The 16,941-nt window shown below is 71.7% G+C and carries 17 protein-coding genes; 9 read left to right on the top strand and 8 right to left on the bottom strand.

Features of this window, described 5'->3' with window-relative positions; genetic code table 11:
- Window positions 1–46: 46 nt before the first annotated feature.
- The 3 genes from D0D28_RS24660 (at window position 47) to D0D28_RS24670 (ending at window position 3,382) form a co-directional block, all read left to right on the top strand.
- On the top strand, window positions 47–1,798 hold the full coding sequence (locus D0D28_RS24660) for a serine/threonine-protein kinase (RefSeq protein WP_205413347.1): 1,752 nt from the start codon (window positions 47–49) through the stop codon (window positions 1,796–1,798).
- A 276-nt stretch (window positions 1,799–2,074) separates the two neighbouring features.
- Window positions 2,075–2,710: a hypothetical protein gene (locus D0D28_RS24665; RefSeq protein ID WP_094003414.1), complete on the top strand. Its 636-nt coding sequence runs from the start codon at window positions 2,075–2,077 to the stop codon at window positions 2,708–2,710.
- A 21-nt stretch (window positions 2,711–2,731) separates the two neighbouring features.
- On the top strand, window positions 2,732–3,382 hold the full coding sequence (locus D0D28_RS24670) for an SDR family oxidoreductase (RefSeq protein WP_116112761.1): 651 nt from the start codon (window positions 2,732–2,734) through the stop codon (window positions 3,380–3,382).
- An 18-nt stretch (window positions 3,383–3,400) separates the two neighbouring features.
- Here the strand turns inward: D0D28_RS24670 and D0D28_RS24675 are convergent, their stop codons facing one another.
- Window positions 3,401–4,708 (bottom strand): D-arabinono-1,4-lactone oxidase, encoded by a 1,308-nt coding sequence (locus D0D28_RS24675; RefSeq protein ID WP_116112764.1) that lies wholly within the window; start codon window positions 4,706–4,708, stop codon window positions 3,401–3,403.
- Between the two features lie 85 nt (window positions 4,709–4,793).
- On the opposite strand from D0D28_RS24675, the gene D0D28_RS24680 reads away from it, so the two are divergent.
- Window positions 4,794–5,981, top strand: coding sequence for an alanine racemase (locus tag D0D28_RS24680; protein ID WP_116112767.1), 1,188 nt, complete (start codon window positions 4,794–4,796; stop codon window positions 5,979–5,981).
- 32 nt (window positions 5,982–6,013) lie between these two features.
- On the opposite strand, the gene D0D28_RS24685 is transcribed toward D0D28_RS24680, so the two are convergent.
- Window positions 6,014–6,586 (bottom strand): TetR/AcrR family transcriptional regulator, encoded by a 573-nt coding sequence (locus D0D28_RS24685; RefSeq protein WP_116112770.1) that lies wholly within the window; start codon window positions 6,584–6,586, stop codon window positions 6,014–6,016.
- A gap of 87 nt (window positions 6,587–6,673) precedes the next feature.
- Here D0D28_RS24685 and D0D28_RS24690 point away from each other — a divergent pair, with 87 nt between their 5' ends.
- Window positions 6,674–7,582: an SDR family oxidoreductase gene (locus tag D0D28_RS24690; protein WP_116112772.1), complete on the top strand. Its 909-nt coding sequence runs from the start codon at window positions 6,674–6,676 to the stop codon at window positions 7,580–7,582.
- 1 nt (window position 7,583) lies between these two features.
- On the opposite strand, the gene D0D28_RS24695 is transcribed toward D0D28_RS24690, so the two are convergent.
- The gene (locus tag D0D28_RS24695) at window positions 7,584–8,210 is read right to left on the bottom strand and encodes a TetR/AcrR family transcriptional regulator (protein WP_094003420.1); all 627 of its coding nucleotides are present in this window, start codon (window positions 8,208–8,210) and stop codon (window positions 7,584–7,586) included.
- A 121-nt stretch (window positions 8,211–8,331) separates the two neighbouring features.
- On the opposite strand from D0D28_RS24695, the gene D0D28_RS24700 reads away from it, so the two are divergent.
- Window positions 8,332–9,606 (top strand): GH1 family beta-glucosidase, encoded by a 1,275-nt coding sequence (locus tag D0D28_RS24700; protein WP_116112774.1) that lies wholly within the window; start codon window positions 8,332–8,334, stop codon window positions 9,604–9,606.
- A complete protein-coding gene (locus tag D0D28_RS24705; RefSeq protein WP_116112776.1) occupies window positions 9,603–10,850 on the top strand; it encodes an MFS transporter in 1,248 nt (415 codons plus the stop codon). The genes D0D28_RS24700 and D0D28_RS24705 overlap by 4 nt, the downstream gene beginning before the upstream one ends.
- 249 nt (window positions 10,851–11,099) lie before the next feature.
- Here D0D28_RS24705 and D0D28_RS24710 read toward each other — a convergent pair whose 3' ends face one another.
- Window positions 11,100–11,501, bottom strand: a complete 402-nt coding sequence (locus D0D28_RS24710) for a hypothetical protein (protein ID WP_094003443.1) — start codon at window positions 11,499–11,501, stop codon at window positions 11,100–11,102.
- Window positions 11,502–11,512: 11 nt separating this feature from the next.
- On the bottom strand, window positions 11,513–11,839 hold the full coding sequence (locus D0D28_RS24715) for a hypothetical protein (protein WP_094003423.1): 327 nt from the start codon (window positions 11,837–11,839) through the stop codon (window positions 11,513–11,515).
- A 287-nt stretch (window positions 11,840–12,126) separates the two neighbouring features.
- Here D0D28_RS24715 and D0D28_RS24720 point away from each other — a divergent pair, with 287 nt between their 5' ends.
- Window positions 12,127–13,509 carry a helix-turn-helix domain-containing protein gene (locus D0D28_RS24720; RefSeq protein WP_116112779.1) on the top strand — a complete coding sequence of 461 codons (1,383 nt, stop codon included), beginning with the start codon at window positions 12,127–12,129 and terminating at the stop codon, window positions 13,507–13,509.
- A gap of 4 nt (window positions 13,510–13,513) precedes the next feature.
- Window positions 13,514–14,422: a phosphotransferase family protein gene (locus D0D28_RS24725; protein WP_094003425.1), complete on the top strand. Its 909-nt coding sequence runs from the start codon at window positions 13,514–13,516 to the stop codon at window positions 14,420–14,422.
- Between the two features lie 155 nt (window positions 14,423–14,577).
- Here the strand turns inward: D0D28_RS24725 and D0D28_RS24730 are convergent, their stop codons facing one another.
- From D0D28_RS24730 to D0D28_RS24740, 3 genes are all read right to left on the bottom strand, one after another.
- The gene (locus D0D28_RS24730; RefSeq protein ID WP_116112782.1) at window positions 14,578–15,603 is read right to left on the bottom strand and encodes a copper resistance D family protein; all 1,026 of its coding nucleotides are present in this window, start codon (window positions 15,601–15,603) and stop codon (window positions 14,578–14,580) included.
- A gap of 73 nt (window positions 15,604–15,676) precedes the next feature.
- Complete coding sequence (locus D0D28_RS24735) at window positions 15,677–16,210, bottom strand: copper resistance CopC family protein (RefSeq protein WP_094003427.1); 534 nt, start codon at window positions 16,208–16,210, stop codon at window positions 15,677–15,679.
- A complete protein-coding gene (locus D0D28_RS24740) occupies window positions 16,210–16,938 on the bottom strand; it encodes a YcnI family copper-binding membrane protein (RefSeq protein ID WP_116112784.1) in 729 nt (242 codons plus the stop codon). The genes D0D28_RS24735 and D0D28_RS24740 overlap by 1 nt, the downstream gene beginning before the upstream one ends.
- Window positions 16,939–16,941 lie beyond the last annotated feature (3 nt).

Genomic DNA, 16,941 nt, shown 5'->3' on the forward strand with positions numbered 1-16,941 from the left:
GCGAATCCAGGGGAACCGCTGCGGCGAAGCTCACCTCGGAGTGAACGTGCGAACGCGGAACTGGGCGGTGCCGGGCTACACCGAATTCCACCGACTGGGCGACGGCGGATTCGGCGAGGTCGTGCTCGCCAGACACGATCCGTCCGGCACGCTCGTCGCGATCAAGTACCTGTTCAGCGAGCACCTCGGCGACCCGTCGCGGCTCGCCGCGTTCCGGCACGAGGCCGCGCTGCTGAGCCGCGTGGTGTCGCCGCACGCCACCCGGCTGTACGAATTCCACGAGGGCCCGCACGGTGCGGCGATCGTGATGGAGGCCATCCACGGCGTCTCGCTGCGCGAGGTCCTCGGCCACGACGGCGTGCTGCCGCCCGAATCGGCGCTGGCGGTGCTGAAGGGCTCGCTGCTCGGACTGGCCGACGCGCACCGCGCCGGTGTCGTGCACCGCGACTACAAACCGGCGAACGTGCTGGTCGGGCCCGGCCGGGAGAGCAAGCTCGTGGACTTCGGCATCGCCGTGCTCGCCGGTCAGCCCGGCGTGCCGGCGGGCACCCCGGCGTACATGGCCCCCGAGCAGTGGCGTGGCGCGCCCGCGACCCCGGCGACGGACGTGTACGCGGCGACCTGCGTGTTCTTCCAGAGCATCACCGGGCGGCAGCCGTACGACGGCGCGACCACCGGTGAGCTGCAGGCCCTGCACGAGAACGCGCCGGTGCCGGTCGACGCGGTGCCGGAACCGGTGCGCGGGCTGATCGCGCGCGGCATGGCGAAGGACGGGGACCGGCGGCCGTCGGCGGCGGCGGAGCTCGTCGCCGAGCTGGAGGTCGCCGCGGTCGCCGGGTACGGCCCGGGCTGGGAGCAGCGCGGTCTGGGCAGGCTGGCGCAGCGGGCGGGGGCGCTGCTGGCCCTGTCGCCGCTGGCGCTGCTCGGCGCCGGGACCGCGGCCGCGCCGGGGGCGGCCGCGGGCGGGCTGGCGGCGGTCGGCACCGGCATGGGCCTGGGCGCGAAGATCGGCGCCACGCTGGTCGCCGTCGCGGTCGGGGTCGGCGCGGTCGTCGGCACGATCGCGGTGATCGGCAACGGCGAACCCGCGCCGCCGGTCGCCGCGGCGCCACCGGCCGAGCAGCAGACGGCGGTGCAGGTGAGCCTGCTGACGCGCACCGAGCCCGGCGCCGGGTTCCACGTCGACGCGCAGTACGCGGCGGTGAGCGGCGTGCCGGACCGCGCGCTGCAGGACCGGATCAACGCCGCGCTGGTGCGCCCGCTGGACGACTTCATCCACTATGTGCAGTCCGGGCTGCTCGACCCGACCGAGGACCCGGTCGTCCAGAACACGGCCACCATCGGTCGGCAGGACCAGAAGATGGTCTCGGTGCGCTACGACCTCATGGTCCAGTCGAGCCAGTTCGGCAACCACGGCGGCTACGCCACGACGTGGCTCAACATCGACTTGTCGACCGGGCAGGTGGTCACGGCCGGGGACGTCTTCGACGGCATCGCCACCGACCAGAACGCGATGAGCGCGCTGGAGTCCCGGATCCTCGCCCGGTCGCCCGGCGGCTACTGCGACGGTAGCGAACCGTTCGGCGAGCGCACCCCGCTCGGGCCGCAGGACCTGCGGCCGTGGGGCGTGCTGGACGTGCCCGCGCTCCAGGCCGGCCTCCGGGCCGACGGCGTCGTGTTCGGGCTGGCGACGGACGCGCGGAATTATCCGATGGCGTGCGGGTACTACGAGGTAGTGGTGCCCTACGCCGAGGTCGCCGACCTGATGACCCCGCTGGGACGGGAACTCCTTCCTTGACACGTGCGTTGTCCATAGTGGAACGTGAAGGATATTGCTCCGTTCGGCGGTACGGGAACCCTGGGCGTCACGTCGTTCAGCGGTCCGTCACCCATTCGGAAGCAGTGTCGGGCTGAAGTCCGGATACCGCTCATCGACCGGTCACCGACCGTTGAGCGCCGCCGATCGCAGGCGCTCCCGTTGTCCACCGATCAACCGGCCCACCCCTGGTACCTCTTTCATGTGCCTCTTTTCACGAGGTGCGGGTAGGGAATCAGCGGTAAGAGGAGGCGGATCGTGGCGGTTACACCAGGGCACACCGGAAACTCGGTGGTGGCCGGCGGACGATCGTTCCCCACCCGCGTGGTGCCGCCCATCGAGCTGCCGGCCAGCGTCAGCCAGCTGGCCCGCGACGCCGCCGCCCAGCTGGGCTGGCACGGCGTGGTCCTGCCCGAGGTGACGATGCTCGGCCGCCGCGTGTGCGTCGTGGCGAAGCTGCGCACCGACACCCACGCCGAGCGGATCGCGATGGGCGTCGCCCCGGTGACCGACCGCGCGACCGTCGCCACCTGGACGTGGCCGGAGTTCGCGCCGACCGCCCCGGCCCCCGCCGCCGAGATCGTCGGCGTCCTGGCCGTCGCCCGGCACTGGCGCACCGCGATGGCCTCCGCCGTGCCGTTCAGCCGCTACGGCGACGCGGCGATGGTGCTGCCGACCTCGGCCGTGCTGAGCCGCGACTACCTGGACAACTGCCTGCCGCGCGCCCGCTCCTACGGCGTGGCCGTGGTCACCGCCGACGAGGACGCCCGGGTCGACCTGGACATCGACGTGCGCCGCGAGCGCATCCTCCTCCCCGAGGACGCGGTGTCCCGCTGGGTGAACGAGATGGTCTACGAACAGCTCCTCGCCTCCTACGACCTGCCGGTGGCCTGACCCCGGCCTAGAGTCGGAACCATGCGAGTCGTCATCGCCGGAGGGCACGGGAAGATCGCGCGTCACCTGGAGCGGCTGCTGGCCGAGGCCGGGGACGAGGCGGTCGGCATCATCCGCAACGTGGAGCAGGCGCCCGCGCTGCGCGACCTCAGCGCCGAGCCGGTCGTGCTCGACCTGGAGTCCGCCGCGGGGGACGAGGTCGCCGACGTGCTGAAGGGCGCGGACGTCGCGGTGTTCGCCGCGGGCGCCGGCCCCGGCAGCGGCGCGGCCCGCAAGGAGACCGTGGACTTCGGCGCCGCGCGGCTGTTCGCCGACGGGGCCGAACGCGCGGGCGTCCGGCGGTTCATCCAGATCGGCTCGATCGGCGTCGACCGCCCGCCCCGCCCCGGCGCCGACGAGGTGTTCGCGACGTACCTGCGCGCGAAGAAGGCCGCCGAGGACGACTTGCGCGCCCGTGACCTGGACTGGACCATTCTGCGCCCCGGTAGCCTCACCGACGAGCCCGCCATCGGCGAGGTCCACCTGGCCGACACCGTCGACTACGGCCAGGTTCCGCGCGAGGACGTGGCCGCGGTGCTGATCGCGCTCTTCGAGGAGCCGCGCTCGTTCCGCCGCACCCTGGAACTGGTGACCGGCAACACCCCGATCGACGAGGCGATCACCCGCCTGTAGAGCGTCCACAAGGGACGGCTAGGGGAGCGGGCCCAGCACGCGGTCCACATAGGAGTTCCGGAACACCCCGGCCGGATCGCAGCGTCGCGCCACCTCCACGAAGTCGTCGAAGTGCGGGTAGCGCTCGCGCAGGGCGGTGGCGTCCAGGCTGTGCATCTTGCCCCAGTGCGGGCGCCCGCCGACCGCCGCGACGATCGACTCGAAGCCGGCGAAGTACTCGCGGTAGGGCATGCCCACGAACTGGTGGATCGCGATGTAGGCGGAGTCGCGGCCCTGCGCCGTGGACAGCCAGATGTCGTCCGCCGCGGCGACCCGCACCTCCACCGGGAACGCCACCGGGTTCTCCAGCCGCGGCACCAGCGCCCGCAGCTCGCGCAGCACCTCGTGCACTGATTCACGTGGAACCGCGTACTCCGACTCCACGAACCGCACCCCGCGGTGCGTCACGAACACCCGGTGCGAGGTGTCCGAGTACTCGCGCGCGGACAGCACCGCCGACGCGAACCGGCCGAGCGGCTGGACCAGCCGCGGCACCGCGCGGCCGATGCGGCACAGCGTGCCGAACGCGACGTTCTCCACGATGTCGTAGTCGAAGAACTCCCTGGCCCGGCCCAGCGGCTGCGTCGCCGACCCGGCCGGCAGCCGGTTGTTGCGCTTGACCAGCGCGTTCTTCCCGTACGGGAACCAGTAGAACTCGAAGTGGTCGTTCTCCGCGGCGAAGGTGTCGAACCCCTCCAGCACCTGTTCCAGCGGCTCCGGCCGCTCCTGCGCGGCGAGCGCGAACGCCGGCTCGCACTGCAGGGTCACGTTCGTGATCACGCCGAGCGCGCCGAGCCCCACTCGCGCGGCGGTGAACAGGTCCGGCTGCCGGTCGGCCGAGCAGGTCACCACCGAACCGTCGGCGAGCACCAGCTCCAGCTGGACGATCTGGGTCGCCAGCCCGCCGAGCCGCGCGCCGGTGCCGTGGGTCCCGGTCGACACCGCGCCCGCGATGGTCTGCGCGTCGATGTCGCCGAGGTTGGTCATCGCCAGGCCCAGCCGGTCCAGCTCGGCGTTGAGCTGCCGGAGCGTGGTGCCCGACCGCACCGTCACGCGGCGGGTTTCCGCGTCGACCGAGGCGATCCCGGTCCACCCGCGGAGGTCGATCGCGTCCGAGTCGGCCACCGCGATCGGCGTGAACGAGTGCCCGCTGCCCCACGCGCGGACGCGACGGCCGTTCACCGCCACGTCCGTGACGACCTCGGCGATCTCGGCCGCGCTGCGCGGGGTGTGGATGCGCTGCGGGTCCGCGCTCGCGGTCCCCGCCCAGTTGTGCCACCGGCTCATCAAGTACTCACCCGTCCGTGTCGAGTGACGAAACCGTAGGTGAAAGGTATTCGCGTTTCAAGTCGTTCTGACGTACGGTCCTAGCATGGCGACCACCGCGACCACCTACGACACGGCGACGAAGGATCTCGATCCGCCGCTCGCCGTCGTCGATCTGGCCGCGTTCGACGCCAACGCCGCCGATCTGGTCCAGCGCGCCGCGGGCACGCCGATCCGCCTGGTCAGCAAGTCCGTGCGCTGCCGCTACCTGATCGAGCGCGCGCTCGCCACGCGCGGGTTCGCCGGGCTGATGTGCTACTCGCTGGCCGAGGCGCTCTGGCACGCCGGCCTCGGCACGAGCGACGACATCCTGGTCGCCTACCCGACCGCCGATTTCGGCGCCCTGCGCGCGCTCGCGGCCGACGAGCGGGCGCGAGCCGCGATCACGATCATGGTCGACTCCATCGAGCACCTGGACCTGGTGGACGCCGCGCTCGGCCACGACCACCCGGAGATCCGGGTGTGCCTGGAACTCGACGCGTCCTGGCGTCCGCTGCCGTTCGTGCACGTCGGAACCCGCCGCTCGCCGGTCTTCACCGCGAAGCAGGCCGGAGCGCTCGCGCGCCGGATCGCGGCGCGGCCGGGCTTCCGCCTGGTCGGCGTCATGGCCTACGAGGGCCAGATCGCCGGGCTGGGCGATGCCACCGGGAGCCGTCTCAACGACCTCGCCGTGCGCTGGATGCAGCGCCGGTCAGCGGCCGCGCTGGCGCGCCGCCGGGCGGCCGCCGTGACCGCGGTGCGGGAGGTCGCCGACCTGGAGTTCGTCAACGGCGGTGGCAGCGGCAGCATCGAGCTGACCCGCGCGAACCAGGTGGTCACGGAGGTGGCGGCCGGATCCGGGCTGATCGGCTCGACCCTGTTCGACGGGTACTCCCGTTTCCGTCCGCGGCCCGCGGTGCTGTTCGCGCTCCCGGTTGTCCACAAGCCCACCCGCTCGATCGCGACGCTCTACTCCGGCGGCTTCGTCGCCTCCGGCGCCGCCTCGGCGACCCGCCTGCCGTCCCCGTACCTGCCGGCGGGGCTGCGCCTGCTGCCGTTCGAGGGCGCCGGCGAGGTGCAGACGCCCGTGACCGGCAAGGCGGCGCGTGACCTGCGGGTCGGCGACCGGGTGTGGATGCGGCACGCGAAGGCGGGCGAACTCGCCGAACGGTTCACCGCCTACCACATCGTGGTGGACGGCCGGGTGGAGCGCACCGTGCCCACCTACCGGGGCGAACACCAGAACTTCGGCTGAGTTGTCCACATGTCCACACATCTGTGGACAACTCAGCCGACTGCCCCCAAGGCCTCCCGCAGCTCCTTGAGCGTCCGCCGTGTCAGCTCGGCGAAGTCCTGCTCGTCGGCGGGCTCGATCCAGCGCGCGTAGCTGGTCCGGAACGCGAGGTACCCGATCTCGGCGGCGAGGTCCGCGGTGAGGTCCGGGACACCGCGTTCGCGGAGGGCGTCCGCCATCGCGGCGGTGAGCGCGGTGCTCTTCAGCAGCTCCCGCTCGCGTAGCTCACGGTTGTCGGCGATCACGGCCTGACGCTGTCGCGACCACTCCCGCCGCTCCGGCCCGAACGCCGTGGCAGCGGCTTCGAGCCCCGCGCCGACCGCGTGGAGCGGCGTCGCGGAAGCGGGAGCGCCGGCGATGCCGTCGGAGATGAGCCGGCTCAGCACTTCCTCGCCGCGGAACAGCACTTCGCGCTTGTCGGCGAAGTGCCGGAAGAAGGTCCGCTTGGTCAGCCCCGCGCGGTCGGCGATCTCCGCGACCGTCGTGCTGTCGTACCCGCGCTCGGCGAACAGCTCGAGCGCGGCCCGCGTCAGGCGCTCTTGCGCGTTCGGCTCCCACCGGCCCATACCGGACAGTCTAGGTGATGACACTTGGTGTCATGCGGTGCTACAGTGATGGCACCAGGTGACATCACTGGAATCCAGGAGGATCTCATGCGAGTTTTCGTCACGGGCGCGTCCGGGCACATCGGTTCGGCACTCGTCCCGGAGCTGCTTTCGGCTGGTCACGAGGTCGTCGGACTGGCGCGGTCGGACGCGTCGGCGGCGAAGCTGACCGCGGCCGGAGCCCGGGTGCGGCGCGGCGACCTGCGCGACTTGGACGGCCTGCGGGAGGCGGCGGCCGGAGCGGACGGTGTCATCCACCTCGCCTTCGACCACGAAGCCATGACCGCTGGGGACTTCGCGTCCGCGGGCGACACCGACCTCGCCGTGGTGCGGGCGTTCGGCGAGGCACTGGCCGGCACGGGCAAGCCGCTGGTCGGGACCTCGGGCACCGCGATCATCGCCGGGCTCGCCCCCGCCCGCGCCGGCACCGAGGACGACGTGCTCCCCGGCGGCTACCGGGTCGACTCGGAGAACGAGCTGATCGCCTACGCCGACCGCGGCATCCGCACCTCGGTCGTGCGGCTCCCGCCGACCGTGCACAGCTCACTGGACAAGCACGGCTTCCTCACGGTGCTGATCGCCGCCGCGCGGAAGGCGGGCCGGTCCGGCTACCTCGGCGACGGCGCCAACCGCTGGCCCGCCGTGCACACCCTGGACGCCGCGCGGGCCTACCGGCTGGCGCTGGAGAAGGCCCCGGCCGGCAGCCGGCTGCACGTGGTCGACGACGAGGGCGTCCCGGTCCGGGTGATCGCCGAGACCATCGGCCGCCACCTGGGCCTGCCCACCGAGTCGATCCCGGCCGACCGGGCCGAGGCGCACTTCGGCTTCCTGGCCCGGTTCGCCGGCCTGGACATCCCGACGTCGTCCGCCCGCACCCGCCAGGTGCTGGACTGGAAGCCGGAGCACCCCGGCCTCCTCGCCGACCTCGGCCAGGGCCACTACTTCGAGGCGGAGTGAGCTATTCCCCCAGTCGCGAGGCCAGGTACAGCTTGATGAGGTGCTTGGTCTCGCCGACGATTTCGGCGTCGCCGTCGGGGTCGCGGTGGAAGGCGAGCTTCAGCAGCCCGTCCGCGGCCTCGATCGCGACCGTCATCGCCAGCGACAGCCGTGGCGTGTTCAGGTCGATGTACTTGCCCACCAGGTCGGCCAGCGAGTCCGCGATCACCCGGTTGTTGTCCCGGCTGTCGTCGAGCAGCTGCCGGTCCACCACGTCACCGAAGTGGACCTTGGAAAAGCCCGGCACGGTCCGGTGCATCTCCAGGTAGATGTCCAGCACCGAGTCGACCACGTCCCACCAGTGCCGCGGGTCCTCGCGGCTCAGCCGCTCGCTCACCGCGTGCACGAACCGGTCGAGGTTGCGCTGCGTCAGCGCCCGCACGACCGCCCGCTTGTCCGGGAAGAACTGGTACAGCGAGCCGACGGCGACCCCGGCGCGCTTGGCGATCAAGGTGGTGGTCAACGCGTCATAACCGACCTCGTCGATCAGCTCGGCGCTCGCGTCCAGCATCTGCTCGACCCGTTTCGCGCTGCGCTGCTGGACGGGCTGCCGGCGAAGCGGGGTCGTCGTCGCCTGGGTCTCCGACACGTTGTGCTCCTTCTGGTGCTCTGAACAGGGACTTTAGCGCCCCGGACCACTTCCCCCCGATGGCGGGAAGGGCTAGCATTTGAGAAATTTTCACGTTAGCCCCGATGAAGGGACCGCGCTCGTGGAGAACCTCGACTTCCCGCCCGGTTTCCTGTGGGGCGTGTCCACCTCGGCCTTCCAGATCGAGGGCGCCACCAGCGAGGACGGGCGCGGTCCGTCGGTCTGGGACACCTTCGCCCCGGGGCAGGCCGACGTCGCGTGCGACCACTACCACCGCTGGCCGGAGGACGTGGCGCTGCTGACCGAGCTGGGGGTCGGCGCCTACCGCTTCTCCTTCGCCTGGCCGCGGATCCAGCCGCCGGGGTCCGGCGCGCCGAACCCGAAGGGCCTGGCCTTCTACGACCGGCTGGTCGACGCGCTCTGCGAAGCGGGCATCGCGCCGGTGGCGACGGTCTACCACTGGGACACCCCGCAGCCGCTCGAGGACGCCGGCGGCTGGCTGAACCGGGACACCGCGCTCCGGTTCGCCGAGTACGCCTCGGTCCTCGGCGAGCGCTTCGCTGATCGCGTGCGGATGTGGATCCCCCTCAACGAGCCGATGGTGACGACGGTGTTCGGGTACGCGATCGGCGAGTACGCGCCCGGCCGGACGCTCCTGCTGGACGCCCTTCCCACCGCACACCACCAACACCTCGCCCATGGCCTCGCGGTCCAGGCTCTGCGGGCCGCGGGTGCGTCGAACATCGGCACCGCCAACCATCATTGTCCAGTTTGGCCTACTTCAAACTCGTCAGCTGATCATGATGCCGCGCGCCGGCTGGACGCGTTGCTCAACCGGACCTTTTCGGACCCGGTGCTACTCGGGAGTTATCCCGCCGAAATCGTCCCGTACCTTCCCGCCGGACATGCCGATGACCTGGTGAACATCGCTCAACCGCTGGATTTTTACGGCGTCAACTATTACGAGCCGCACGGCGCCGCCGCGCCCGGCGAGGGCAATCCGCTGCCGTTCGAACTTCGCCCGATCGAGGGTTTTCCGCGGACCACCAACGACTCCCCGATCGTGCCGGAAGCCCTGCACGAGCTGCTGGTCGGCCTGCGCGACCGCTACGGCGAGAAGCTGCCACCGGTGTACCTGACCGAGAACGGCGCGAGCTTCGACGGCATTCATGATCGGGAACGCATCGAGTTCCTGGACGCGCACCTGCGGTCCGTCGCCACTGCGATAACGGCGGGAGTTGAAGTCCGTGGGTATTTCGTTTGGTCGTTGATCGACAATTTCGAATGGTCCAAGGGATACGCGCCGCGATTCGGCCTGGTGCACGTCGACTACGAAACCCAGCGCCGGACCCCGAAGGACTCCTTCTCCTGGTACCGGAAGCTGGTGCGGTCATGACGGAAACGCGGACGCCGGGCGCGCTCGGCGAGCCGACGGTTCCCGTCCGGCCCGGCTGGATCAGCCTGCTCTTCGGCGCGAACACCGGGCTGTGGCTGGGCATCTACGCCCCGATCCAGGTGCTGCTGCCCGAGCAGGCCGCGCACCTGGACGCCGCGCACAAGGAACTGGTGTTCGGCATCGTCACCGGCGTCGGCGCGGTGGTCGCGCTGCTCACCAACCCGCTGGTCGGGCTGGCCTCGGACCGCACGCGCTCGCGGTTCGGGCGACGGCACCCGTGGACGTTCGCCGGCGCGGTGTGCGGGGCCCTCGGCCTGGTGGTGCTGGCGCTGGCGCCGAACGTGGCGGTCATGGTCGCCGGCTGGTGCCTGGTGCAGGCCGGGCTCGGCGGCATGCTCGCGACGCTCACCTCCGCGGTGCCGGACCGGGTCCCGGTCGGCCAGCGCGCGCGGATCGGCGGGCTGGTCGGCATCAGCCAGATGCTGGGCACCGTGCTCGGCGCCGTGCTGGTGACGGTCCTGGTCACCAGCCTGCCCGGCGGCTACCTGGCGTGCGCGGTGGTCGTGGTCCTCGGCGTGGCGGCGTTCGTGCTGCGGACCGCGGACACCACCGCCGTCGCGTCCGGCCGGCCGGCCACCGGATGGCGCGTGGACCTGCGGGGGCTGTGGGTGTCGCCGCGACGGCACCCGGACTTCGCGTGGGCCTGGGGTTGCCACTTCCTGATCAACCTGGGCAACTCGCTCGGCACGTTCTTCCTGCTGTTCTTCCTGACGGACGCGGTCCACCACCCGGATCCGGACACCGGGCTGCTGATCATGATGGGCCTCTACGGCGTCGCGCTGGTGATCGCCGGCCTGGTGGTCGGGCCGCTGTCCGACCGGACCGGCCGCCGCAAGCCGTTCGTGCTGGGCGCGGTGGTCGTGATGGCCGCGGCGGCGCTCGTGCTGGTGCTGTGGCAGACCTGGCCGGCGGCGCTGGCGGCGTCCCCGCTGCGCGGCATCGGATTCGGCGCCTACTGGGCGGTCGCGCTGGCGATCCTCACCGAGGTGCTGCCCGCCGCGCAGGATCGCGCCAAGGACCTCGGGGTCATCAACATCGCGAACGCGCTGCCGCAGGTGATCGCACCGCTCGCGGCCACGGTCATCCTGGCCGAACTGGGCGGGTATCCGGGGCTGTTCGCCGCGTCGGCCGTCGCGACGCTCGCGGCCGGGGCGTCCGTCCTCGGCGTCCGCTCGGTCCGCTGAAATCACCGAAGGCTCCTCCGGAGTCCGGAGGAGCCTTCGGCTCCGTACCTTTTGGGCCCGCGGGCCGGTGCCGGTCGGGGGAGGGGAGTGCAACGGCACCGGTCCGCGGAGTTTCGGGGCCCGCGGGGGCGGGGTCGGTCAAGGTGCGATCTGCAACTTCGCGACCTCGACCATGATCGACAACATAGCGGTGACGGGAGTGTTCCGCCAGAGGTTGTGGCCTAGTTTTTTCGATTAATCGCCGAGTGGTCAGCGGTTCGCGACCTGCGGCATCAGCGCGTGGCGACCGGTCGACTCACCCGGCGTCGTACCGCGCGGCTGAGGCGGAACCGGGTTGGTCTTCCGGCGCCACGGGCGGCGCAGGTCCCGCTGCGGGGCGAGGCCACCGGCGACGAGGTGCTCGTGCGCGACCTGCCACACCGAGCACGGCGCCTTGCAGCGGTGCCACCGGGTGGAGCAGGTGGGGCAGTCGCCCCGCTCGTCGGGCTCGTGGGCGGTCAGCATCGCGCGCCAGCCCTCGGTCAGCCGCGGCAGCTCCGACCGGGCCACCGAGACCAGGGACTGCGCGTCCGCCCTGGTGGCGAGGTCGGCGAGCATGTCGAGGCGTTCCCACACGGCATTGCGGAGTACCTGCCCAAGGATCTGATCCACGGAACTCACCGTCACCTTTCCGCCAGTTTGGCGGCTTCGTTCAACGCCGCCTGGAGCTGGCCGAGCTGACCCGCGGTGAGGCGGGCCGTTTCCCCGGGCGGTCCGACGAGGACCACCTGGTCGTCCTGGACGAGCACGGTGACGCAGCGGTCGCGGTTGATCATGTCGCCGCACTGCACCCGCCACACCAGCTGGCCGCCCTCGTAGCGGCGCAGCTGCGCGGCACGCGGGTCCGCGGCCGGCATCGCCGACCGGCTGGCGACGGGGGCGCCGGACGGGGCGAAGGACCGCCGGTGGACCTGGGCGCGTGGTGCCGAGATCGAGTTCATGAACTCCACCGCGTGTCTCCGCTCTGTGTCGGGCTTGCTGTCCGTGTTCGTCGTAGCTCTGCGTGATCGCTGCCTGTATCCGCTCGGTCACGCCGAACCCGAGAACTAGATTGCGATGAACCGCAGCCGAAGAGAAGGCGAACCGCGGTCACAGCGGCGACCGGCGCGGGCGGGCCGGTGAACGGTCGTCGGAGTTCACCCCGACCGATCAGGGGTCCCGAAACGACGTTTCCCACGGTTCAATGGGTATGCCTACGCTGCGAATCGACGCCCGGACTGGACGGTGAGGGGGCGCAATGGACGCCGGTGAGAACACTGATGGCCGCCAGGGACATCCGATCAGCTCGGATGCCTGGGAGAAGCGGGAGATGAGGGAGGCCCTGGCCGCCCGCAACATCAGTGCCGTGTACCGGAACCTGCGCAAGGAGGGCATCTCCCAGCGCCAGATCGCCGCACTCACCGGCCAGTCCCAGTCGGAGGTCTCGGAGATCCTCAAGGGCCGCCAGGTGATGGCCTACGACGTGCTCGCCCGGATCGCCGACGGCCTGGGTGTCCCCCGTGGATACATGGGCCTCGCCTACGACGAGGCCACCGAGATTCAGGTCGTCGGCGCCGCCGACGAGCAGCAGGCTGAGGAGGACGAGTCCGTGAAGCGGCGGAACTTCCTCGCGCACGCCGCCCAGGTCACGATGGGGGCGGCCATCCTGGGATCGTCGCCCAAGGCATGGGCGGCGAGCCCCGCGAGGACGCCGGCACCCGGCCACATCGGGATGACCGATGTGCGCCAGGTCGAGGCCGCGACCAGAGCGCTGCGCGCGCTCGACTACCAGTACGGCGGCGGGTTCTGCCGCGACGCCGTGGTGGCCCAGCTGTCCTGGGGGCAGCAGATGCTCGACTCCTCGGCCGCCACCCCGGTCCGGTCGCGCCTGTTCGTGGCGCTGGCCGACCTGCACAGCCTGGCCGGTTGGACGTCGTTCGACAGTGGACTGATGGACTCCGCGCGCGGGCACTTCGCCAACGCGCTGGAGCTGGCGAAACAGGGCAACAACGACCACCTGGTGGCCAACATCCTGTACCGGATGGGCCGGGTCTACCTGCACCAGGAGGCGCCCAACGACGCGCTCAAGCTGTTCCAGCTGGGACAGATCGCGGCGCAGGAATCCGGCTCCGAGCTGGCGATCTCCGTGCTCGCGGCGAACCAGGCGTGGGCCTACGCGATGATGGGCAACGAGGAGCAGTCGCTCAAGCTGCTCGGCCTGGCCAAGGACGAGTTCGCCCGGGCCAACGTGGCCGAGGCCGAGGACTGGGTGAAGTTCTTCAACGAGACCGACGTCTACGCGATGATCGGCACCGTCCACACGGTGTTGGCCCGCGGCGTCGACACGAAGCACACGCAGTACGCGATCCCGGCGCTGACCAGGGCGATCGACGCCTACGGCGAGGACATGCAGCGCAGCAAGGTGTTCAACCAGGCCGCGCTGGCCACCAACCACCTCATCGACGGCGACATCGACCACGGCGCCCGGATCGGCCGGCTGGCGCTGGAGTCCGCGGACGGCCTCAAGTCGGCCCGCGTGAAGGACCGCATGGTGCCGATGCAGGAGGAAGCGGCGAAGCGCCGCAACAACCCGGACGCCCGCGACCTGGACGAGCGCATCAGCTCGTTCTTCGCCGCCTAGGAAGATGCGCGCCGTCGCGGACGAGTTGGGTGGTCGGTTCACCAAGGAGAAACTGGCCGCCGCGCTGGCCGAGGCGTGCGCCCTGCTCGGGCTGGACCACCGGGGCGCCGAGCTGCTCCGGTTCACCAACAACGCCGTCTACCAGCTGGCCGGCGCGCCCGTCGTGATGCGGATCGTCGGGTCGCGGGCGCTGCGGCACCGGGTCGCCAAGGTCGTCCGGGTCGCGCGGCACTTCGAGGCCCACGACGTGCCCGCGATCCGCCTGCTGCCCGGGGTCGACCAGCCGATCCACGTCGGCGAGCACGTCGTCACGGCGTGGGTCCGGGTCCCGCCCGGTGAGCGCCGCGCGACCGCCGCCGACCTGGGCAGGCTGCTGCGCCGCGTGCACGCCCTGCCCGCGCCGGAGGGCGTCGGCGAGTGGGCGCCGCTGGCGGACGTGCGTGCCCGCGTGGCCGACGCCGAGGAACTCGACCCGGACGACCGGCGGTTCCTGCTGCGCCGCAGCGCCGAGGTCGAGGCCGCGCTCGGCGAGCTGGACTTCCCGCTGGAACGGAGCCTGATCCACGGCGACGCGCACCCGGGCAACGTGATCGTCGGCCCGGACGGCCCGGTGCTGTGCGACTTCGACTCCTCGTGCGTCGGCCCGCCGGAATGGGACCTCACGCCGCTGGCCGTGGGCCGCGAACGGTTCGGTGACCCGGCGGGCCGCTACCGCATGCTCGCCGACGTCTACGGCTTCGACGTCACCCGCTGGGACGGGTTCGCCGTGCTGCGGGCCGCCCGCGAGCTCAAGCTGGTGACCAGCGTGCTGCCGATCCTGCGCAGCCACCCGCACGTGCGCGGTGAGCTGCGTCGGCGGCTGGGCGACCTGCGCGCGGGCCGCGCCGGCACCGAATGGGCCCGCTACCGCTAGTCCACATCCTGGGAAATACGTGGACATTTACCGACCGCAGGAGACCGCTCGTCGTATGTGCGGAGGCATGTGCGGGCAGTAGGAAATTCGGCCCAGCTAGTCACCCTGCCTGGATTAATCGATCCCCCACCCGTGCAAGTTGCAGCTACTAACGGTTAGCTGACCGGGGCGCGGGTGAGCACGACGGCGAACCCGAAGGCGAGCCCCATGACGGTCAGCTCGAGCGTCGCCCACGTCGCCAGCGCGGTCCGCTCGTGCCGGATGATCCGCGGCATCAGCTTCCACCGGACCATCGCGCCGAGCACGCCGATCCCGGCCGCGCACCCGATCTTGAGCACGACGAGCTGCCCGTACGGCGTGGTGAACAGCGCGGTGACCAGGTCGATCGTCGGGTTGAGCAGGATCTCCACGACCGCGTTGAACAGGCCGGTCGCCACGGTCAGGGCCAGGCACAGCGTGGCCAGCTTGGAAAACCGCGGCAGCGCGTGCGCGAGCAGCGTCCGGTTGCCGGCGAGCAGCACGACCATCGCGCCGAGGCCGCCGGTCCACGCGACCGCGCCCATGACGTGCAGCTCCATCGAGATCATCGTGTAGTCGTGGTAGTCCCAGTTCGCCGCGTGCCCGGTGACCGGCAGCGGCAGCAGGGCGAACAGGCCGAGCCCGACGCGCACCTCGGCCGGCACCTTCTCGCCGTGCCGCAGCGTCAGCACCCCGAGCCCGACCTGGACCAGCGCGAGCACGGCGACGACGAGCAGCGCTTTGCCCGCGCCGACTCCGACCACGTAGTCCCAGATGTCGGCGAAGCTCACCGTGGGCACCTGCGGCCGGTACTCGGCGGTCTGCAGCACGAGCGTGACCAGCGCGGTCATCGTCCAGACCAGCGACGCGGCCAGCGCGATCGGCCGGGCGCGCCGCATGATCGGCTCGGTCAGCTTCGGCCGGTCGTAGCCGACCAGCACGGACAGCAGGGCGACCCCGATCGTCGTGACCGCGGCCATGTCGAGCAGCACGCGGACGATCGGGATGGCGGCCGAGACCACCTCGCTGACCTCCGCCACACCCGGCACCGGCGCGGTGGCCGTCAGCGCGACGCCGATCAGCGCACCGGCCAGCGCCGCGGTGACGACCTCGACGATCGCCTGGTAACGGACTTGCGAGGTGGTCCCGGCCGCCGTAGTCATGCCGCGACGCCTCCCCACTGCGCTCCTTGGGCCGCGGCCGGCCCTGCGATGCTCGTGCGTCGTTGTCGCGGGGTCACGCCTTGTCCCTGCCCATCCGCAGCGCCAGCGTCAGCCCGATGGCCAGCAGGACCACCGCGCCGACGATCCACACCCACACCGGGACCCCGCCACCGGACTGCGCGGCGGGCTGCGCCGTGTCGGTCCCGGTCGCGGCACTGGCCGTCGCCGGGGTGCCGGTGCCGGCCTTGGTGAGGGTGAACGGCACCTCGCCGGTCACCGGGTGCCCGTCGGCGGACAGGATCCGGAACCCGACGGTGTACTGCCCGGCCGGGCCGAGCGGCCGCACCGCGACGGTGACCACGTTGCTGCTGATCCGCACGTCACCCTCGGCCCACTGGGTGCCGCCCGGGCCGGTGACCGAGACCTGGTTGACGTTGCCGCCCTGCACCGGCGCGTCGAAGGTCAGCGTGACCTGCGACGGCGCGGTGTCGAGCGTGGCGCCCTTGGCCGGGTCGGAGGAGACGAGCACGTTGTGCGCCAGCGCCGGGGTGGCGGTGACGACCATCGCGACCAGCGCGGCGGCGATCGTGACGAGCAGGCGGCGCATTACTTCGACACCTTCCGGCCGCGCAGGACCGCTCCGGCGCCGACGCCGAGGCCGAGCGCGCCGACGACCAGTCCGGCGCCGCCGAGCCAGCGGGCCGTGTCGTCGGTGGAGTCCGCGGCCGCGGCGGTGGCGGCGGCGGTCGTCGCGTCGTGCGAGTGACCGTCGGCCGACGCCTCGGCCAGCTTCACGGTCGGAGCCGGGTGCTCCGGCTCCTCCGCTCCGGGAGCCTGGACCTGGTCCCACGCCACGACGGTGCCGTTGTCGTAGGTCTGGATGGCCGGCAGCACCAGTTCGTCCACCGCGGGCAGCGAGCCCGCGGTGATGCCGAAGTCCTGGTACTGGGTCTCGCCGGGGCCGATCTTCGTGCCTGGCTGCGCGGTGAAGACGATCTTCGTGACCGCCTCGGTGACGTCCAGGCCCTTGCCGTTCTTGACCGGCGACGGCAGCGGGGTCTTGGTGACCTCCGCCGTCCAGCCGGGGATCGGCTGGTAGCGCACCGAGCTGATCGCGTACTCCGGCTTGAAGTCGATCTCCACCTTGACGGTGGCGGCGGTCTCCTCCTCGTTCGGCACGCGGAAGGTGATCGCCCCGTACCCGCCCTGCCGCGGGTCCGAGCCGAGGACGTTGGCGGTGACGTGCGCGGACGCGACGCCCGCGCCGAGCAGGCCCGCGATACCGACGGTGCCGGCCAGCACGAGCCCGCGCCGGATGACGGCGTTGTTCGTCATGAT

This window comes from Amycolatopsis ruanii, from assembly GCF_003385175.1.
GTDB classification, from domain to species: Bacteria; Actinomycetota; Actinomycetes; order Mycobacteriales; family Pseudonocardiaceae; genus Amycolatopsis_E; species Amycolatopsis_E thermalba.